Source organism: Vibrio sp. 10N.247.310.24, from assembly GCF_041467175.1.
Taxonomy (GTDB): domain Bacteria; phylum Pseudomonadota; class Gammaproteobacteria; order Enterobacterales; family Vibrionaceae; genus Vibrio; species Vibrio tasmaniensis_A.
Map to the genome: position 1 here is coordinate 1 of NZ_JBFSUD010000077.1, position 20729 is coordinate 20729.

At 44.0% G+C, this 20729-nt stretch carries 19 protein-coding genes and 2 pseudogenes; 13 read left to right on the forward strand and 8 right to left on the reverse strand.

Going from position 1 to position 20729, the window contains the following annotated elements:
* Positions 1-43 precede the first annotated feature (43 nt).
* Positions 44-361, reverse strand: a pseudogene (locus AB6E08_RS18635) (ABC transporter substrate-binding protein); the annotation flags it as partial.
* Between the two features lie 411 nt (positions 362-772).
* On the opposite strand from AB6E08_RS18635, the gene AB6E08_RS18640 reads away from it, so the two are divergent.
* Complete coding sequence (locus AB6E08_RS18640; RefSeq protein WP_372064724.1) at positions 773-1816, forward strand: endonuclease/exonuclease/phosphatase family protein; 1044 nt, start codon at positions 773-775, stop codon at positions 1814-1816.
* A gap of 114 nt (positions 1817-1930) precedes the next feature.
* Here the strand turns inward: AB6E08_RS18640 and AB6E08_RS18645 are convergent, their stop codons facing one another.
* Positions 1931-2551, reverse strand: coding sequence for a porin family protein (locus AB6E08_RS18645; protein ID WP_017092018.1), 621 nt, complete (start codon positions 2549-2551; stop codon positions 1931-1933).
* Between the two features lie 390 nt (positions 2552-2941).
* Between AB6E08_RS18645 and AB6E08_RS18650 the strand changes: the two genes are divergently transcribed.
* From AB6E08_RS18650 to AB6E08_RS18685, 8 genes are all read left to right on the forward strand, one after another.
* Entirely contained in the window at positions 2942-3343 is a 402-nt protein-coding gene (locus AB6E08_RS18650) for a transcriptional regulator (RefSeq protein WP_372064727.1), read from the forward strand.
* A 234-nt stretch (positions 3344-3577) separates the two neighbouring features.
* Positions 3578-3997 carry a D-ribose pyranase gene (gene rbsD / locus AB6E08_RS18655; protein WP_372064730.1) on the forward strand — a complete coding sequence of 140 codons (420 nt, stop codon included), beginning with the start codon at positions 3578-3580 and terminating at the stop codon, positions 3995-3997.
* Between the two features lie 89 nt (positions 3998-4086).
* The gene (rbsA, locus tag AB6E08_RS18660; protein WP_372064733.1) at positions 4087-5592 is read left to right on the forward strand and encodes a ribose ABC transporter ATP-binding protein RbsA; all 1506 of its coding nucleotides are present in this window, start codon (positions 4087-4089) and stop codon (positions 5590-5592) included.
* Entirely contained in the window at positions 5589-6575 is a 987-nt protein-coding gene (rbsC, locus tag AB6E08_RS18665; RefSeq protein WP_004730344.1) for a ribose ABC transporter permease, read from the forward strand. Before rbsA ends, rbsC begins: the two co-directional genes overlap by 4 nt.
* Positions 6576-6702: 127 nt before the next feature.
* Complete coding sequence (gene rbsB, locus AB6E08_RS18670; protein WP_004730342.1) at positions 6703-7581, forward strand: ribose ABC transporter substrate-binding protein RbsB; 879 nt, start codon at positions 6703-6705, stop codon at positions 7579-7581.
* A 217-nt stretch (positions 7582-7798) separates the two neighbouring features.
* Positions 7799-8743 carry a ribokinase gene (gene rbsK / locus AB6E08_RS18675; RefSeq protein WP_372064737.1) on the forward strand — a complete coding sequence of 315 codons (945 nt, stop codon included), beginning with the start codon at positions 7799-7801 and terminating at the stop codon, positions 8741-8743.
* 104 nt (positions 8744-8847) lie between these two features.
* A complete protein-coding gene (locus AB6E08_RS18680) occupies positions 8848-9849 on the forward strand; it encodes a substrate-binding domain-containing protein (RefSeq protein ID WP_004730338.1) in 1002 nt (333 codons plus the stop codon).
* 224 nt (positions 9850-10073) lie between these two features.
* Complete coding sequence (locus tag AB6E08_RS18685) at positions 10074-12533, forward strand: CHASE3 domain-containing protein (protein ID WP_372064741.1); 2460 nt, start codon at positions 10074-10076, stop codon at positions 12531-12533.
* 85 nt (positions 12534-12618) lie between these two features.
* Here AB6E08_RS18685 and AB6E08_RS18690 read toward each other — a convergent pair whose 3' ends face one another.
* The 3 genes from AB6E08_RS18690 to AB6E08_RS18700 all read right to left on the reverse strand — a co-directional run bounded on the left by AB6E08_RS18690 (position 12619) and on the right by AB6E08_RS18700 (position 14668).
* Positions 12619-13410: a carbon-nitrogen hydrolase family protein gene (locus tag AB6E08_RS18690; protein ID WP_372064744.1), complete on the reverse strand. Its 792-nt coding sequence runs from the start codon at positions 13408-13410 to the stop codon at positions 12619-12621.
* 133 nt (positions 13411-13543) lie between these two features.
* On the reverse strand, positions 13544-13966 hold the full coding sequence (locus AB6E08_RS18695) for a lysozyme inhibitor LprI family protein (RefSeq protein WP_372064747.1): 423 nt from the start codon (positions 13964-13966) through the stop codon (positions 13544-13546).
* 39 nt (positions 13967-14005) lie between these two features.
* Positions 14006-14668, reverse strand: a complete 663-nt coding sequence (locus AB6E08_RS18700; RefSeq protein WP_372064750.1) for a hypothetical protein — start codon at positions 14666-14668, stop codon at positions 14006-14008.
* 297 nt (positions 14669-14965) lie between these two features.
* Between AB6E08_RS18700 and AB6E08_RS18705 the strand changes: the two genes are divergently transcribed.
* Positions 14966-16546: an EAL domain-containing protein gene (locus AB6E08_RS18705; RefSeq protein WP_372064758.1), complete on the forward strand. Its 1581-nt coding sequence runs from the start codon at positions 14966-14968 to the stop codon at positions 16544-16546.
* 175 nt (positions 16547-16721) lie between these two features.
* Here the strand turns inward: AB6E08_RS18705 and AB6E08_RS18710 are convergent, their stop codons facing one another.
* Positions 16722-17621 (reverse strand): LysR family transcriptional regulator, encoded by a 900-nt coding sequence (locus AB6E08_RS18710; RefSeq protein ID WP_017092010.1) that lies wholly within the window; start codon positions 17619-17621, stop codon positions 16722-16724.
* A gap of 139 nt (positions 17622-17760) precedes the next feature.
* On the opposite strand from AB6E08_RS18710, the gene AB6E08_RS18715 reads away from it, so the two are divergent.
* Entirely contained in the window at positions 17761-18609 is an 849-nt protein-coding gene (locus AB6E08_RS18715; RefSeq protein WP_372064753.1) for a DMT family transporter, read from the forward strand.
* A 217-nt stretch (positions 18610-18826) separates the two neighbouring features.
* On the opposite strand, the gene AB6E08_RS18720 is transcribed toward AB6E08_RS18715, so the two are convergent.
* Entirely contained in the window at positions 18827-19306 is a 480-nt protein-coding gene (locus AB6E08_RS18720; RefSeq protein ID WP_108162008.1) for an Sbal_3080 family lipoprotein, read from the reverse strand.
* A 196-nt stretch (positions 19307-19502) separates the two neighbouring features.
* On the opposite strand from AB6E08_RS18720, the gene AB6E08_RS18725 reads away from it, so the two are divergent.
* On the forward strand, positions 19503-19901 hold the full coding sequence (locus AB6E08_RS18725) for a hypothetical protein (RefSeq protein ID WP_102535087.1): 399 nt from the start codon (positions 19503-19505) through the stop codon (positions 19899-19901).
* Between the two features lie 62 nt (positions 19902-19963).
* On the opposite strand, the gene AB6E08_RS18730 is transcribed toward AB6E08_RS18725, so the two are convergent.
* Positions 19964-20446, reverse strand: a complete 483-nt coding sequence (locus AB6E08_RS18730; protein ID WP_102535086.1) for a hypothetical protein — start codon at positions 20444-20446, stop codon at positions 19964-19966.
* Between the two features lie 67 nt (positions 20447-20513).
* Here AB6E08_RS18730 and AB6E08_RS18735 point away from each other — a divergent pair.
* A pseudogene (locus AB6E08_RS18735) lies at positions 20514-20630 on the forward strand (IS110 family transposase); the annotation flags it as partial.
* Positions 20631-20729: the final 99 nt, after the last annotated feature.

Consider the following 20729-nt stretch of genomic DNA (forward strand, 5'->3'; position numbering starts at 1 on the left):
ATCAAAGGCTCACACACAACGCAGGACTAGGGAAATTATGAGGGGATCCGTCAGCGCCGCGGGAACCGAATCGATTAAAGCTATCGTACGTACCTATACTGCCATAGGTCACTTTGCCCTGCTTTGGCGCATCAGGATTAACGTAATCGAAGTGAGTGAAGTCGGCTGGATATTTTGCTTCACCAAAACCAACCAGTTGTGTGGTTTCAATAACGGTGACAGCAGGAGTGGATTGGGTATCAGAAGCGTAAGTAACGGAGGGGTGTAAAACAATAAGCGGCAACATGACTGCACAGGACTTTAAATTAGACCTGAAAAACTGAGTGCGCTGCGAGGCTTTGCGTCGAAAAACTGTTCCCATTTGACTCTCCCTTCAAATGTCATGAATTCTATATTCAAGTTGATTTATCGGCTTTGAATGCATGCCGTTAAATCAAGTATAGGTTCAAATCTAACATCATGTAATAACTAATAAAACCATCAGCACTCTATCTCTGACGGTTTATTTACAATTAACTCGTCACCGCTCGAAGTTATTGGATGCAGTGAGCTTTGATTCCTTCGGTTCCTTTGATTACGTTGATTAGCTTGGTGGCGTTGGAAAGCGCAGGGGAAGGAGGAAGCGCTAAGATTGCTTAGCGTGAATGACACAAGCCTCCACGGCTTAGATTCCTTTGGTTGGCTTCTAAAGTGAAATTTAGGCTCTAAATAATCAACAAACTATACTTTTAGTGGAGTATCCTTGCAGCCTAGGTCTAAATGGAATGACACTTTGAACAAACCAAACCAAATAACATTCGCAACGTTCAACCTTCTGAACTATCTCGAGCCACCGAATGCTTATTATGATTTTGAGAACATCTACAGCTTCGAAGAATGGCAGAAGAAGCAACATTGGATGGCTGAAGCGATTCGTTCATTAGATTGCGATGTGATTGGCTTCCAAGAGATATTTAGCCCGCAGTCTTTAGAACAATTGATGAATGAGCTAGGTTATCCATACTTTGCTGTGGTCGATAGCGCACACGTTGAAGATGATTACCTATACACCTCACCTGTCGTTGGGATCGCTTCCCGTTACCCGATTGAAAACGTACAGCCTGTTACGCCAGATTCGACGTTACTGACAGCGTTCAACCTTGACGACAAATTCTCATTCAACAGAACGCCTGTTCACGCGACGATTACGTTACCCCATTTAGGTTCAACCGACTGTTATGTGGTGCACTTCAAATCACAACGTCCGACAGAACCAAAGGTAGAATCTGTCGATGCGGACGACACTCAGCAAGGTGCAAAACCACAAAGTGACACGCTCACTCGTTTTCACCAAGAACAGCTTGGTTCTTGGCTATCGAGTGTCCAACGCGGTCTAGAAGCTCAGATGCTGCACCAATACATCACCAACCAACGTTACCAAACCGAGCAACCTGTTGTGTTGATGGGTGACTTTAATAAACCTCTGTTTAATGATGAGTTTAAAGGGCTGTTGAGTTACTCAATCAACCGAGACGAAAACAGCAAGCATTGGCTATCCCACTTTCGATTGAAAGACAGCTGGGATCTTTATCATCAACTACATGAAGAAGACTTGCTTGAACAGCGTAAGCCAACCCATTACTACGGCGCTTCTGGGTCTGTACTGGACTACATTTTGATGTCGAACGAGTTTGATTGTCAGAACTCTTCAAGCTTAATGGAGATCTCTAGCTACACAGTGTTAGACCATCACCTCATCAATCCAAGCTTCGAGCATGACCAATTCAGTACCGACCATGCCATCGTGTCTGTCACCGCTCATATTCGTGAAGCCTAGAGTTATACATAAAAAAACCGCAGTCAAAAACTGCGGCTTTCCACTTTAGCCAAACGGGTTGAGCCAACCGACGCCCCATTTAGAACCGATTTACCGTTTAGCAAGGTGTTAAACTTAGAATGTGTACATTGCGCCTAAGTAAAAAGAGTCCAGAACAACGGTTTCTTCTGTCTTGTGTCCGTTGTCGTTATCTTCGATGTCAAAAGCATCGGCTTCGTACGCTAGGCGAAAGCTCAACGAAGACATTGTAGGTGGTGTGTATTCAACACCAACACCCATACGGATGCCGTCTCCCGTATCATCAAAACCACTTTCTGAAGGGCGAGAGCCGTCTGCAAGCTTCATGTCTAGATCAATAGTCGATAAACCGATAGTACCAAACGGACGAACGCCATTATCAAACGTGTAACCAAGATTAGCCGTTACTGAAAAGATTTGAGGTGTCCAAGTGAAACCATCATTACGACCTGGTGATTTAGCAACAACATCACCAAAGTCCGTGTATTGCGCTTCAATCGCAACGATGCGATTAAATTTGTAACCTGCAATCAAACGATATGTGTTGTCTTCTGCTTCAAAGCTAACGGGTACATTTACAGAATCAAACATGCCACCGTCATCCACACCAGACGTACCGATTGCACCACCTAGGTAGAAACCGCTGTCCGCTGCCATTACGTTGTTTGCTGAAAATACTGACATCATTGCGATGCTTAGAAGAAATTTTTTGTTCATTACGGCTTGACCTTACTTAATGCAAATCAAGATTGTTACGCCTTCCTGTGCTGCACAATCTTGTTAGAGTTATCCGACACCCCGTCGAATTGGCAAGCAGGTTAATCTCACAGAAAACAAAAAAATAAATAAATATATAATCACTTTGTAATCTCATACAACATAATCAGTTATAGCTAAATAACCATCTGAATAATAGACAAATAAAATCCATCCATTTCTTAAAAAAAACCTCCCATCTATTTTCAAACCATCCCATTTTTAGATTTTATTCGTGCAGACTTACGCATGCTTACTTTCAACAGTGACGTTATTTTGCATAATCCGCGCGCTTTATCTGCTATCCCAACCCACTCCTCCACAATGAAGAATGAGAAAGATCGAAAAACAATGAATAACGAAATCCACTTTGGCGACCTAACTCTTAATGTAGATACTCGAAACATCACTAACAAACAGGGGAACAAGATCTGTTTACGTCACCACTTGTTTTCCGTGCTTTGTCTACTGTCGAAAAGCGCCGGACAACCCATCCCTAGAAAAGACATCGTGAACGCATGTTGGGGAAACGAAACGGTGCCGACACAAGCACTAACCAATGTCATTTATTGCTTAAGAAATGTTTTTGTTCGCTTGAGAGCATCTAACATCAAAATTGTTACGATTCCTCGATATGGCTATACGTTGTTCGTCATACCCAATACCAATGAAGCTGGATATCTAGCAATAGAAACACCCTTTAAAGCCTCCCCTATAGAATCTGTTCAAAATGTTCCGGTGAATAAACTTTAGCTCCCTTTGCCTTAAGTTAACGTTACGTTACCTTACCTTCTTAATTGCCAATGAAAGTGATTGCGATCACCAAAAAACGCCCCGCCGAAACGTTTCGATGATCGTTATCACACTCTAAAACAATCAAACGTGCAAATGATAAATCACACACTATTATCACTATCGAAACGTTTCGATGGCTTTTTTTTGAGTTGTTCTCAACCCATTAAACGTTATTTTTCGATAGGTCGTGATATGAAAAAAAGTACCCTAATAAACTCTGAGCTCTCTTACCTAGTGGCGACTCTTGGCCATACAGATGAAATCGCGATTTGTGATGCAGGGTTGCCGATTCCGGATCATGTGACTCGCATAGACCTTGCTTTGACTCACGGTGTTCCAAGTTTTCAGCAGACAGTAAAAACCATGCTGGATGAGTCTCAAATTGAAGGCGTTGTGATTGCAGAAGAGTTTGCGAAAGTGAGCCCAGAGCACCACGCTGCGCTGATTGATTTGATCAAGACAGAAGAAGCGCGTTGCGGCAAACCGCTTTCGATTACTTACATCACTCATGAAGAATTCAAAGAGCGTACGCATGAAAGCCGCGCGGTGATTCGCACTGGTGAATGCACGCCATACGCAAATGTTATTTTCCAAGCTGGCGTAACGTTTTAGCTCATGCGAAACGCAACGACAGTCCAGCGTCATTGCTGAAAAAAGATAGACACAACCAAATACAACTGGCCCCGAGTAAAGGAACCGACATGACTCAAGCCATTTTAGAACTTAGCTCAATTGAGAAAGCCTTCTCTGGTGTGAAAGCACTGGATAAGGCAAGCCTCAACGTTTACCCAGGACGCGTAATGGCGTTAATGGGTGAAAACGGTGCAGGTAAATCCACGCTTATGAAAGTGCTTACGGGTATCTACCACTTGGACAGCGGCGCTATCGCTTACCAAGGAAAACCGGCTGCATTTAAAGGACCGCGTGACTCTCAACAAGCAGGCATTAGTATCATTCACCAAGAACTGAACCTAATTCCTGAGTTAACCATCGCCGAGAACATCTTCTTAGGTCGTGAAATCACGGGCACCATGGGTCGCATCTTGTGGAACGAGATGTACCAAGAAGCCGACAAGCTACTTAAACGCCTTAACGTGAAACACAGTTCAAAAACACCTTTAGGTCAGCTAAGCCTTGGTGAGCAACAAATGGTAGAGATCGCAAAAGCCCTATCGTTTGAATCTAAGGTCATCATCATGGATGAACCAACTGATGCGCTTACCGATACCGAAACCGAGTCGCTGTTTAAAGTGATCAACGAGCTACGTTCTGAAGGCTGCGGCATTGTTTACATCTCTCACCGCTTGAAAGAGATCTTTGAGATTTGCGATGACATCACCGTGCTTCGTGACGGTAAGTTCATTGGTCAGTGTGAAGTTAAAGACACCGACGAAGATGGCTTAATCGAAATGATGGTTGGCCGTAAGCTAGACGAACAATATCCACGTATCGGGCAGAGCCACGGTGAAACCTGTCTTGAAGTGATTGGCCTGACGGGTTCTGGTGTTCATGACGTGAGCTTTACTCTAAAGCGCGGCGAAATCCTGGGTGTATCTGGCCTTATGGGTGCAGGCCGAACTGAACTGATGAAAGTGATTTACGGTGCCCTTCCAAGTAAGCGCGGTGTCATCAACCTAGAAAACAAAACCATTAACCCTGTAAGCCCGAAAGATGGCTTGGCCAATGGCATTGCTTACATCTCTGAAGACCGTAAAGGCGATGGCCTTGTGCTAGGACTTTCAGTGAAAGAAAACATGTCGTTATGTGCACTGGATCTGCTGACTAAGAAAGGTCAAATCCAACATAAAGATGAAGTGATTGCAGTCGATGACTTCATCAAGCTGTTCAACATCAAAACCCCGACTCGCGAACAAATTATTGGCAACCTTTCTGGCGGTAATCAACAGAAAGTGGCAATTGCTAAAGGCTTGATGACCAAACCAAAAGTACTGATTCTCGATGAACCCACTCGTGGTGTCGATGTCGGTGCGAAGAAAGAGATTTACCAACTCATTAATAAATTTAAAGCCGACGGCATGAGCATCATTTTGGTCTCGTCTGAAATGCCAGAAGTGTTAGGAATGAGTGACCGCATCATGGTGATGCATGAAGGCCGTGTAAGCGGTGAATTTGATGCTAAAGAAGCAAACCAAGAATTATTACTGGCGTGTGCGGTCGGTAAAAAGATCAACGAGGACGCAGCATGAGTACTAAAACCATGAGCAAAACAACTGAAGCTCCAAAGAAAAAACCGTTAATCAGCAAAGAGTGGCTGATTGATCAAAAGTCATTGATTGCTTTGATCTTCCTGATTGTTGTCGTTTCATTCTTAAACCCAAACTTTTTCACCGTCGATAACATCCTCAATATCCTGCGCCAAACTTCGATTAACGCCATTATCGCAGTAGGTATGACACTGGTTATCTTAACCGCGGGTATCGACTTGAGTGTTGGTTCTGTACTTGCACTTTGTGGTGCTTTCGCAGCCAGCATGATTGGCATGGAAATCCCAGTGATGATCGCAGTGCCAACCGCTCTAGTAGCAGGCGCAGCATTGGGTGCGATCAGTGGCGTGATTATCGCCAAGGGTAAGGTTCAAGCCTTCATTGCAACGCTTGTAACAATGACTCTATTGCGCGGCGTAACCATGGTTTACACAGATGGTCGTCCTATCTCGACTGGCTTTACTGACACAGCAGACGCGTTCGCTTGGTTCGGTACAGGCTACGCAATGGGCATCCCAGTTCCAGTATGGATCATGGCCGTGGTATTCGCTGCAGTATGGTACCTACTTAACCACACACGTTTTGGTCGCTACGTTTACGCACTGGGTGGCAACGAATCAGCAACTCGCCTGTCTGGCATCGACGTAGACAAAGTAAAAATCGGCGTTTACGCAATCTGTGGTCTGTTAGCAGCGGTTGCAGGCATCATCGTGGCATCTCGTTTGTCATCAGCTCAGCCTACCGCAGGTATGGGTTATGAGCTAGACGCCATCGCCGCAGTAGTATTGGGTGGAACAAGCTTAGCCGGCGGTCGTGGCCGCATCATGGGCACATTGATTGGTGCTCTGATTATCGGCTTCCTAAACAACGCCCTAAACCTATTAGACGTATCTTCTTACTACCAGATGATTGCAAAAGCAGTGGTTATTCTTCTGGCGGTATTGGTCGACAACAAAAACAAATAAAACCTATTCACACTCTAGGTTAATACAAGTAACACCCTGTTTTACCTTTAAATATTAGAATCTATAAATAATGTAACTACGAGCTAGGACTCACCTCCTAGCTCACCCTACACAAAGGACTTACACCATGAAAAAATTAGCGACTCTTATTTCTGCTGCTCTTCTTTCTACAACGGTATCTGTGTCTGCACAGGCGCAAGATACAATGGCAATCGTTCTGTCTACATTGAACAACCCATTCTTCGTAACCATGAAAGATGGCGCAGAAGCGAAAGCTGAAGAGCTAGGCTACAAGCTTATCGTTCTTGATTCTCAAAACGACCCAAGCAAAGAGCTTTCGAACATTGAAGATCTAACCATTCGTGGTGTTAAGGCAATCCTGATTAACCCTACAGATTCAGATGCAGTATCTAACGCTATTCGTATTGCTAACCGTTCAAACATCCCTGTACTAACGCTAGACCGTGGCGCGAGCCGTGGTGACGTAGTGAGCCACATTGCTTCTGATAACGTAATCGGCGGCGAAATGGCAGGTCACTTCATCATGGAAAAAGTAGGCGAGAAAGCAAAAGTAATACAACTTGAAGGTATTGCTGGTACTTCTGCTGCTCGTGAACGTGGTGAAGGCTTCATGAACGCAGTAAACGGCAGCGACCTTGAGCTTCTTGCAAGCCAACCTGCTGATTTCGACCGTACTAAAGGTCTGAACGTAATGGAAAACTTGCTTGCAGCTAACCCAGACGTACAAGCGGTATTCGCTCAAAACGATGAAATGGCGCTAGGTGCACTTCGCGCAGTTCAAGCTTCGGGTAAAGAAGTGATGATCGTTGGCTTTGATGGCACTGAAGACGGCATCGCTGCTGTTAACCGTGGCTTACTTGGCGCAACGGTTGCACAACAACCTGACCTAATCGGTTCTTTAGGTGTTGAAATGGCAGACAAAGTACTGAAAGGCGAGACAGTAGACGAGTACGTACCAGTACCTCTAAAAATCATCGCTAAGTAATTCAGTTTAGCGCTGAGATCTAATTAAGCAGGGAGTCCCCTATCTCCCTGCTCATTAGCTCATTAGCTCATTAGCTCAAGACAAAAAGCAAAACTCCGACAGTGCATCGCTGTTTCTCATAAGCCGTCTAACAAGGCGAGCAGTTAACGCAACAAGAATTTGCGTAATGAGAAAGACCCATGCATTTTCAAATACGATATATCATAAGGCTCGTATCATGACTCAACTGATTGTTTTAGGTAGCGTTAACGCTGACCACGTATTGCAAGTTCCTTCGTTCCCTCGTCCGGGTGAAACCTTGATTGGCGGTAACTATCAGGTCATCCCTGGCGGCAAAGGCGCAAACCAAGCCGTAGCGGCAGCAAGACTAAACGCAGACATTGGCTTTATCGCCTGTGTTGGTGACGACCCATTTGGGATCAATATTCGTCAAGACTTAGCCAAAGACGGCATCAACATCGACGGTGTGATCGTTGCAAACAACACGCCTACTGGCATCGCGATGATCCAAGTATCAGCAACAGGCGAAAACAGTATTTGTCTTTCTGCGGAAGCCAACAACAAGCTGACTTGCAATCAAATCGAACCGCATCTAGAGAAGATTCGCGGTGCTAAATACTTGCTGACTCAGCTTGAAACGCCAATTGAAGGCATTGAATACGCAGCAAAAGTAGCAAAAGAGAGCGGCACGCAAGTGATTCTAAATCCGGCTCCTGCTCGTCCGTTATCGGATTCACTGCTTGCTTGCGTTGATGTGATCACACCCAACGAAACCGAAGCAGAAGTGCTGACCGCCATTACCGTGACGGACAACGCATCTGCTCATCAGGCTGCCCTGGCTCTGCACGCGAAAGGCATCGAAACGGTAATGATCACTCTAGGCGCGAAAGGCGTTTGGGTGAGTCATCGTGGTCAAGGTAATGAAGCTAGCGAAGGTGAATTAATCGCAGGCTTCCGCGTTGAAGCTACGGACACAACCGCTGCTGGTGACACCTTTAACGGCGCATTAGTCACTGGCTTGCTTGAAGACATGCCACTAGAACGTGCGATTAAGTTTGCTCACGCTGCCGCTGCCATTTCAGTGACTCGCTTTGGCGCTCAAACGTCGATTCCAAGCCGTGCTGAAACCGATGCGTTTTTGGCAGAGCAACTGTCTGCTTAGTTGATTTTTACTGTTAATCGGTAACAACAAATAACAAGCATAAGCCCCTGTTTTCAGGCAGAATATCGCCCAACGTGGAAAAGTGATTCCCACAAGGATTTTATATGGCAACAATGAAAGACATCGCTCGGGTTGCAAAAGTTTCAACGTCTACCGTGAGCCATGTGATGAACAAGTCACGTTTTGTCAGCGAAGAGATTGCTGAGCGTGTAAACAGTGCGGCCAAAGAACTCAACTACGCGCCGTCTGCATTAGCTCGCAGCTTAAAAATGAAGCAAACCAAAACCTTGGGCATGCTGGTTACCACCTCTACCAACCCATTCTTTGGTGAAGTAGTGAAAGGTGTTGAGCGTCGTTGCTACGAAAAAGGCTACAACCTCATCCTATGCAACACCGAAGGCGATAGCGAACGCATGAAATCCTCTATCGATACCTTGCTGCAAAAGCGTGTCGATGGCTTGATGCTGATGTGTTCAACGCTTGAAGGTCAGCATATCGATGTGTTCGAGCGCTACCCAGAGTTACCTGTCGTGGTAATGGACTGGGGTCCAATGCTGTTCGCAAGTGATAAAATCCAAGACAACTCGCATCAAGGTGGCTACATGGCAACCAAACACCTGATCGATAATGGTCACTCGGACATTGGCTGTATTACTGGCCCACTGCATCGCAACCAAGCCTCTTCTCGTTATCAAGGCTATAAACAAGCAATGGAAGAAGCGAATTTAGAGATCAACCCTAAGTGGATTGTTGAATCAAACTTCGAATGCGATGGTGGCTTTGATTCTTACCAAACATTAAAAGCTCGTGGTCAAATGCCTTCGGCCTTGTTCGTCAGTAACGACATGATGGCGATGGGTGTGATTCACGCGGCAGCTCAAGATGGCACATTGATTCCAAATGACCTGTCTATCATTGGCTACGATGACATCCACTTATCTAAGTACATGACACCCGCTTTAAGCACAATCCACCAGCCAAAGCACCGTTTAGGTAAAGCGGCGGTCGATACCCTGTTAAGCCGACTACAAACACCAGACGCCTACCCGCAAGTCGTTGAACTAGAACCGACTCTTGTAGAGCGAAGCAGCGTAAAAGCGATTTAGGGCTCAACCCGCCCATGATACAGTTGAAAGCTAGCTTATTCGGGCTAGCTTTTTTGTCTTTGGCACATAATTACGATTCTTACTTGCTCCATAAATACCCTTTATATGCAGGACTTACATCCCCAACGTATGCATTTGCGCGCTTAGCAACTATTTACGCACTTAGCTACTCATTATCATCTACACTAACAATGAAATGACATCGACATGGAGAGCGCTGTTTTATGATCGCGGGTTGGTTTGACAACATATCCCTACAGAAGAAGCTATTGGTTAGCTTTTTTATTCCTATCGCTTTGATGCTTATCGTTGCTTTTTCTGTTCATGACAACACCCGAAATATTGTGAAAGACAATAATTGGGTCGTTCATACACACAAAGCCATCGCTCGGGCTCAAGAACTTCTCAGCCTAACAGTAGACATGGAAACGGCTCAGCGTGGCTATCTGATCTCCGGTGACCTCGTTTTTTTAGAACCCTACTACTTAGCACTTGATGTATGGCCTCAAAAAATTCAAACCCTTGCGACTCAAGTGAGTGACAACCCACCTCAAGTTGAACGCCTTAATCGAATTGATGCTATCCACAACACATGGCTAGAAAAATCAGGAGAGAAAGAGATCATGCAGCGCAACCTCGTGAACAGAGGTGAAGCTGAAATGCAAAGTGTTGTCTATCTCACTCAGCAGCGAACCGGAAAAAGACTGATTGATGAGATCCGTCAAGAGATTGCTCAATTTATTGAAATTGAACAACAACTTATCAGTGTCAGAGTCGCCAATTCCGAAAGCTCAGCGAATCAAACCAGTTATGTACTCATTCTGGGAACACTGTTTTCGGTGTTTATCTCACTCTTTGTCGCTACGTGGTCGTCCAAGCGAATTAAACGAAGATTACACACTCTACTTAAAGCAGCGAACCAAGTTGCCGCTGGCCATTTGAAACAAGGCGCTGCGACTCTCGAACTTGGTTCAAAGAACGACAGCCAAGACGAAGTGGCTCTCCTCACACAAAGCTTTCAAAAAATGACAACAAACCTCGTAAAAAATGACAGCGAAATGCGAGAGAAAAATCAGGAGTTAATCGAAGAAAGAACCAAAGCAGAAGCGGCGGTAAAGGCTAAGAGCGAGTTTCTGTCGACTATGAGCCACGAGATTCGAACGCCAATGAATGGAGTACTTGGTATCTCCCAGATCATTGCCAGCCAAACCCAAGAGCCGGAAACAAAAGAGAACATCGATCTAATTCTCGATTCTGGCCATCATTTAATGACGATACTCAACGACATATTAGATTTCTCGAAAGTGGAAGAAAATAAACTTGAGTTAGACTTTGCCCCCTTTAATTTTGTCCAAGTAATACAACCTGTACGTAGCGCGCTTAAACCTTTGGCCGATGAAAAAGGCATTCGCCTGTTAATCGAAAATAATATACCAACAAGCATCCAGCTGATCGGAGACTGTGCAAGATTACGTCAGATCATGTTCAACTTGGGCGGTAATGCGACCAAATTTACCAAAGAAGGTCACGTGTCCATTCAAGCGGATCTCAACAGACCAAACAACCAACTTATTCTCACGGTAACAGACACGGGTATTGGCATTCCAAAGGACAAACACGAGCAAATTTTTAATTCGTTTGAACAAGCTGACACTTCAACCACAAGAAAGTTTGGCGGGACGGGGCTTGGCCTCGCGATCGTTAAGAATCTAGTCAGCCTAATGAATGGTGAAATAACACTGACGAGCGCTGTCGGGCTTGGCACAAAATTCCAAGTTTCTCTGCCTATCGCATGGCAAGAAGGAAAAACAGGGGATATCGTCACACCAGTAATCAATACAGAAAACCTGACTTGTGATTCATTGCGTATTTTATTGGTGGAAGACAATCGTATTAATGCGATCGTGGCACAAGGCTTCTGTGAAAAGCTCGGCCATCATGTTGATCTTTCGGAGAATGGTAAATTGGCAATTGAACGCCTCAAAACCAATCAATACGATCTGATCTTGATGGACAATCACATGCCGGAAATGAACGGGATCGAGACCACTCAGTACATCCGCGAGAAACTAAAACTCGACACCTTGATATTCGCCTACACGGCCGATGTTTTCCGTGAAGCTCATGACAACTTCATTCAAGCCGGTGTCGACCATATTCTGACTAAACCTCTGCAACAAGAGAGCTTTTTCGACGCCCTGCAACAATTTTCGAATCGATTACCTAAGCAAATAAAAACCGAAGGCTCGAGTGACATCGAAAACATCGTCGAACTTCATCGCAAGCCAATTGAAACACTGAGATTAACAGAAGAAGAGATAAGTCAGTCAGAAGTGATACGCATACTTAAAGACGACACGGAAGGATTCAGCTTACTTATCGATTCAACCATTATTGAGTTCGAACAGTCTGTTGATCGAGTCATCGAATACTATTTATCGAAGGAGTTAGAGCCACTATGTCGCACCCTGCACTCCATTAAAGGTATGTCGTTAAACTTAGGTCTCAACATGCTTTCTAAGCAGGCATTAGAGCTAGAAGTGCAAGCAAAAGACCAGCAACTGCCTGATATTGAACTGCTGCAAAAGCTGCTCAATCGACTTACGGTCAACATACATCAAGCTCAGCGGATGAAAGCGGTTAATTCGATTGAGCGCCAGACTCAAATGAATGATAAAACTTAAAAAAAGTCACTCTCAAACCAAAGCGCAAGGTTTAATCACCTTACGCTTTTCGATCTTATGTCGCTCTAGTCTTTGTTCTAACGGTCTAACGGTTTAACAGGGCGGTTATTTGCTGGGTCTCATCTTCGACATCAATACCATTATATTGCGGCGCAATCGAGAGATCTTGAATACTCACAGTTTCTACAGATTGCTTGTCGTTGAGCTGAAGCATTAAGTCACCCTTTGGTGAATAGGTTCTACTGCTACCACAATAAGTCGCGGCAAACGCATCAACCACATCCTGCCCAACGCGATTACACGTCACGACATGACACCCCTCTTCTAAAGCTCTCGCTTGAGCAATAGCAAAGCTATGATGACCACCAAAATTCGCGGGATGGAGAACAACGTCGACCGACTGATACGCTCTCATGATCTCCGGGAACCAAATATCAAAGCAAATCGCAACACCAAACTTTAAGCCCTTGAGCTCAAATGTAAGGAGCTCACACCCACGTGAAAAATACTGTTTGTCGAATTTGGTTTGACTGACTTTTCTGTATTTATGAAGTAAACCTGAACCATCAACCACCACGACGCTATCGTAATATTGGCCGCTATCTTTCTCGGCAATACCAGCAACAATCAAGGTGTGATGCTTCGCTGCCATCTGAGTTAACGAATCAATAGTAGTACTGTCGTTGAAATCTTCAGCCAGTTCATGAATTTCTTCAGCATCGTTAAAAATGTATCCTGTAGTGAACAATTCAGGCAACAGAGTGATATCCCCGACTGTCGATTCCGTATCCAAAAGATCAGAGACCGACTCAATGTTCTTTTGTTTGTTTTTATATTCAACTTCAAGCTGAACAAGGGTGACGCTGACATTATTCAAAATCGAATCCTTGCTAGGTAATACTTCAAACTAGAGACTAAGAACGACAGAGTAAGACAACTCCCTATCACTTTCTTATTAGCACGCCAAAGGTTGAAGTAGGAGCACACTCCTGTACGCATTTCAAATCTGCCTACGGCGCTAATTTAGGCTCTGGCAAAACTGGTGGAGTGCTGTCCATGTAGGTTAAGAAATTTGCCCACACTTCATGCGTGCGCTGCTTGGTTAACGTTGTCTTGCAGGAAAGCGCCATAAGGCCTCGTATTGAACCATCACGCCATTGGGTGTACACAGAGCTACAATGAGCCGACATGTACGCCTGCCAGCTCTCCTGAGCCTTCTTAATTGAAGCCACCAGCTCAGCATCATAATCGTTGTGCTCAAAGCTCGCTTCAAGATATTGTTCAAGTTCCACTTGTGCAGTTTCCAACTCAATTGCAGCACACTGATTGATCTCGATGGTATTCATCGCATTCTCGCAATCGATAACATCATCGGATGCTGATGCTAGCAAAGGTAAACACGTTAATAACACGACCGTTAAAACCTTTTTCATTGTTGTTCCCCTAATTAAAAAGCACGTGTATGCGCCCTGTTAGTGCCAAGCGTTACGAATCTTAACGACATGAGACGCCAATTGTTGATAACTGCGTTTAGGGTTATGACACAAGATGACGAAAGCATATAACCACAGAACAAGAAGCATGGAAAACAAACCTGACTGGAAACCATCTAGGTACAACTCAGGTAGCAAGTCGATTACCTTTTGATAGTTCGCTATTGAAATTGTTGTTTTATTGCTAATCAACTCATACGTTAAGCTTATTGGACCCACGAAAGTCCAAACTAAAAACCAAGATACCCCAGCGACGGGAACTAAGCTCAGTAAAGGCTTAAATTGCTTAACTGGAAAAATGAAATACAAAAGCATAGTCAAATATAGAACGGCTAAAAATAAGTTCCAAGCGTTAACGCTGACTCCAAAAATCCGATAACGCTCATCGACATACATGATTAACACTACCGCCCCCAATACACTAAGCGATAATAATTTTCCCATGTACCTCGTTTTAGAAAATCTAATCAGTACATAACCAATCACAAGAAGGAAACAAGAGATCCAGGCTAAAACCTCAACCTTAGTATCTAAAAAGACAGGTGTTGCTGTATTAGACAAAATAAGGATCGCGTAAGTAGGACCTATCAACAAATAGGCGATCAAAACACGCAGCAACATCCAAATCATATTTTTTATCATTACGCTCAAATCCACTCACTCGCATTATTTCAAAAATTACAGTTTTCAATTTGATGATAAAAAACCGGCAACAATCCGCTTCATCAAAAAACGCAAAAGTACTGAACAAAAAAACGACACACTCAACCTTGGAAGCATATCTAACGTTCTGATTTTTATAGTAAGACGATAAAATACTCTATTTCAATAAATAACACGTGCGCACATTCACACTATTTATGCATTACCTTGCATCGCTATCATTAAATTTATAAATTAACTTGAATGCTCACCCAAACCGGTAACGCTTCTCCAACTATGGATATCAAGTACCAACATTTTGCCAAGACTTCGTTCTACTTTGCCATTTCTTTCTTTTTTTCTATGGCATTGCTTATCCCTTTTACACCGTCTCACTACCAGAATTTAACGGAAGACACATCGAGGCTTGTCGAAACAAGGCTTGAGAGCATTCAATCAAGGTTTGACCTTTTTCTATCAAGCATCACACCGGACCACACTTGCGACTCGATGGTTAGGCAACTTCGCCAAAACGTTTTTGATGCCGATTGGGTAAAAGAAGCGGCGGTATTCAATAAAGACGATCGTTTTTACTGCTCGACTACCGATGGCGAAGTCTCATTTCGCCTGTACAGCACCATCAGACAAAGACTCAATGACGCCCCGAACTTAACAACCTTGTCGTATTCAAATTCAGCGATCACTCAAGTGCAATCCATCATGCTGATTTTCTCTAACAAGGAAGAAGCGGGAGTGAGCCTGATGATCCCACCACATTTCATCTATGACATTGTAGAAACAAACCTGAGCAAGCACGGAATTCAGGCCAAAGTTGAGGTGATTAAAAAAGATATTCACCCTTCTGATACAGCACCGTCTATTGCCAAAGTACGAATACAATCGAACGCTTACCCGCTGACCATCACGTCATATATTGGCTATCAGTATTATTGGAACTTCCTGTTGAACTATTTATGGTTTGGCTTTCTGATGGCCGGAATCACCACCATTATTATCCTTTCCATCAAACATAAGAAGCAAAGCCAGCGTAGCTTAGAATACTCACTGTCTAGCGCACTCAAAAACAAACACTTACATGTTCACATGCAGCCTATCGTCAACCAAAACACAACTGAAATTGTAGGCTGCGAGTCGCTGCTCAGGTGGAATGATCCTATTGAAGGCAATGTATCCCCTGCTATTTTCATTCCGCTTGCTGAAAGCTTAGGGTTGATTGAGGAGCTCACCTACTTCGTGCTACGCAAAGTATTAGTGACGTTGAAAAGCAATCAAGACGTGTTCGAATCAAAATACATCAGCGTCAACATCAGCCGCAACGTTGTGTCCAACAGTAACTTTTCTAACAAGGTGATCAGCATCTTTAAAAGACACCCTGAGATTCTCAAACAGGTGGTTTTTGAAGTAACCGAAGATGGTGAATGTTCTGATGCCGACATGGTCAAAATCAGAGGCAACCTAGCCAAACTATCGAATATGGGCGTAAGAGTCGCGATTGATGATTTTGGTACGGGCTATGCGGGCTTAGACTTTGTGAGACAATTCCCGTTCAGCATTCTCAAAATCGATCGCGTGTTTGTGAAAAACATTTCAGACGAATCAAGCCTTGGTATCCCTTTGCTGGAGTCCATGCTTCAGTTGTCCCGCACCTTAGGTATGCAAGTCATCGTCGAAGGGGTTGAGTACGAATCCCAAGTGAACATCTTGTCTAAACTGGGCGTCGACTATATCCAAGGTTTCTATTTTTATAAACCGATGCCAATAAGCCTGACGATAAGTTTGCTCAGACAGCAACATATGGCTGCAGATAATGAAGACAAACTCTCATCCACCTCAACGCCAGAATGGGAACAAGTCTAAGCAGACTCATTGATGGCAGCCTGCCTCACAATCTTTTTACTTCGAGTTAGGACACTTGAAGCGTTTCCAATGAACATAAGAGCGTTGTTCGCGCCCCTAAAATACAGGCGTGGTACCTAGATACCACGCATGTGTCTGAGAGTGAGCGGTTTCTTTCAATGTTACGCTTCACCGTTTACTCATAATCAAAACATTGCTGTTTGAGCCAATGGCCTAACGTTCTGATTTCAAACTGCTTGGCTCTCGAATTTTTGTAGACAAAGTACATATTGTCGCCAGTCGGTAAGTCGTGCATTGGGATACGAACCAAGTTTTGTTGAAGATCTTGATCATTAAGAAAGTAGTCGTTCAGGAACGCGATACCTTGATGGTATTTCACGGCCTCAGCGGCCAGTACCATGTGGCTGAATTGGCTAATTTTCACATCCTTTGGCAGGCTGAAACCTCCGAGTTCACACCACTTAGCCCAGTCTTTCGCTTCACCGCCTTCCTTGAAGATTGAATTTACTGAAAGTAACTGCTGATCCCATAGTGCCTCTGGCAAAGGTTTATCTTCGATTCTCTGCCACACCTTTTGGCTACAAAACGGATATAGCTGCTCTTTATATAAGAAGTCACTAACGTAGTTTTTCTTTGGCGGATTAGCCGTGATAAAGCAGTCGGCAACTTGATCCGAGAACTCTGGCTCATCGGCCACCATACTTAACGTTAAATCGATTTCTGGATGCTGTTGGCGTAAGTTTTCGAGCCGAGGCACCAACCATTTAACGGCCAAAGAACTGTACATTGCAATCCGAATTTTGCCACTTTCACCCTCGCGGATTTGGTAGCTGGCTTGCGCGATATTCTGCAATGAATGAGACACCTCTTCGTAGTAACGCTCTCCTATCGGGGTGAGCGATAAACGCCTTCCCTGACGCACAAACAAGGTTTCACCTAAGTATTCCTCCAGCAAGCGAACCTGATGACTCACTGCACTTTGAGTAACATGAAGCGCTATCGCCGCCTGAGAAAAGCTATTAAAACGAGCGACCGACTCGAAACATTGTATTGCTCTTAAAGGTGGTAATTTCATTATTAGTTCAGCTCATACTAAGTGAATTTTTATCATTATATATGAAACGATTTTATGCATTAAGATTGCGCCATCACATTTATTCATTTTATCTTTAACTCACACTGAACACGCGTCAGTCAATGATAGGAGCTTCATCATGCCTTCAATGTCTGTTGGAATGGCAATGAGTTTACTCATTGTCGGTAATCTAATTGCGGTTTTCTCTGATGCCTTAATTAAAACCTTGGGCGAAGACATTGCTGTGTTTCAATTTGTCTTCTTCAGACAGCTAACTGCCGTGTTAATCCTTCTGCCTTTTTGTTTTGGCGTGAGTAAAAAGAGCTTCACCGATGGGCTGAAATGGCATGCCTTGCGCGCGCATATATGGTTACTGGGTGCAATCTTTATGGTGTTTGCCATCAATGCCATGCCATTGGCCACCGCCAACGCGATTTTCTACGCCGCACCTTTGATGATGCTGCCGTTAGCCTTGATATTTTTCAAAGAGCAACTCAACCGCTACTCAGTGGCTGCTGGAATATTCGGCTTTATGGGCGTTCTGGTCATCATTCGCCCGACAGAGATCGATTGGGCGGCCATTGCAGCGCTTATCGTGGCGTTAACCATTGCCAGCAATAACTTGTTAATTCGTAAACTTCCGAAGCATCAAACCGTCGCACAAACCTTGTTGTTAACCAATTTAGCAGGCGTTCCGGCATCACTTGGACTCGCCATTTGGGAAGGCCGTGAATGGGATTGGTCACCACTTATCACTGCCGCAGGTTCAAGTAGTTTTATCCTCATCTACGCGGCGATATGTGTCGTCACTTACCGATCGGCAGAAAGCAATAAAATCGCCAGTGCTGAATACAGCGGCTTACTCGGAGCGGTGGGAGTTGGGTTGGTCTGGTTTGGTGAAATGCCTGATATTGCAATGGCGATTGGCACTGCAATGATCATATTGCCACTCATATGGCTGGCTCGAAATGAAAAGAAGCAAAGATAGCGAAACGTATTGATACCAGGCCCTGAATACCAAGCGAAATGAGTAAAATATCACTTCAGACAAGAGCTTTAATTAATATGAACAATGTGAAGCCGTAACGGTAAAAGCTACGGCTTCACATCTTAGTCTCTTGGTCTCTTGGTCTCTTGGTCTCTTCGAGCTGAGCTTAAAGAGAAATAGAAAGCGAACAAAGGTATGAGTTAGTCAGCTAATTAGACTAGTTCGTCGCTTTTGAATCTGATGAATTGGCCGCTTTCGTCGCTTCTTCAGCGGTTTTCTTACCAAATACCGTATCCATCATAAAACCAATACGCTTAGATGCATCACCGAACTTGTTCGGGTTAGCCGTATATGGAACTTTAAACTCTACTTCACCTACTCTTTGCCCGTTCTGATAAGCATTGATCTCCGCTTGCTTTAAGAACAACGCTAAGTCCCAGCTCCAATGGCCTTCATACTCCAATGTCAGCTTATCAAGATCGTGCTTAGACTTATCTGGTACGACGGTGTAGGTATAATCGTTATCTTGCAGCCACGTTTCCATGGTATTTAAAAAACCTTCACGTGTTTCAGCGTCTTTAACAATAACAACATCGACTGCAGTCGTAGGTTCTGGAATCGCGCTCCCTGTGTAACGAGGGGCTCCACAACCAGCCAAAATTAAAACCGAAAGCGATAATAGTAGGTATTTTTTCACGTTATATATCCATTAACAATTAACTGCGTAAATGATACCACATCAAAAAAATGACATATTATATAAGCAAAGGTTAATCAGACATTCCTTGTTACATAAGGCACTAAAAAACAACGAAAGAAAATGCGAAGGCGATGGGTCTCCTTGGAGGGAAATTTAATTTCATCGCATCGTTGAGTGCATTAAAAGGAATATCATGGAAAAGACACTTCAAACCAAACTGGCGACTAGCCTACTACTACTGAGAGTCGGCATTTTTATCGTCTTCTTGTTCTGGGGATTGGATAAGATTCTAGTGCCAGAGCACGCTACAAAGGTGCTGTCTGGCTTTTACGGCATCGACATTTCGGACAACGCAATAATGGCTATGGGGGTCGCTCAGCTCGGCTTTTTAGGCGCGTTCGTTGTAGGCATGTGGAAGAAGTACACCTACGGCGCGATTTTAGTCCTGCATGCAGGCTCAACCTTCGCCTCTTTTGGAAAATACATGGACCCGTTCAACAACCTACTGTTTTTTGCCTCTTGGCCAATGCTCGCAGCCTGTATCGCACTTTTCTTGCTGCGCGACTACGACACTTACAGCGTTTCCAACTAACACAAAGGGCGCCTGTTATTGGCGCCCTCTTTGGTTTGCTTGGTTTTTAAAAGTTTGTTGGCTTACGAACTTGGAGGCATTCGGATCGTTTTAATCGTTAGAACCATTGCTTCCGCTGCCTCTTGCAACTTAATTCTCTTTGTTACGTAATTGGATTCATCATCAGTTGATGCTTTTAGTTCGGTAAACATTAAATGCTTGGTTGTTTCGTAAGTTTCAGGGAACAATTCTCTATTGGTCTCCAAAAATGCCATTCCGGAAAGAACGATACCTCTAAACTCCCCACCAGACACATAATCAAAATCATCAGGATCAGGCCAATTTGTATACAACATTTCGGCTTGATAACGAGCAGCTTTCAGTTTCTTGTTTTCTAGATCAAGTGATTGGCTCTCCACCCAAAGAACTGCCGATACAATTGAAGAAAGTAAGGCAACGATTAATAGTGCATATGTTAAGGGTTTTTCTTTATGTTGATAAAGCTGAAATGCCAAACCGATAATACTAGCCAATGACGCTAATGATGTGAATATTGCCCAGATCAAAATTTTTCCTTTTCTATATTTGTAAATTTAATACGTAGTAAGCTAACCAATGACATGGATTCCCCCTATCGAGGATCTGCCACTCATGCGTATAGGCGCTGAAGCGTGTGGTGGTGCACATTATTAAGCAAGAACACTCAATAAACTGGGCTATGACGCCCGTATCATGACCGTTAAATACATAACCAAACAGAGTATGAAAACTATGCTGCTTAAGTAGAAACCGATGCAGCATAAAGAGTTAAACCCACCGGGTCATTGCAGACGCTAATGATGGAGATAG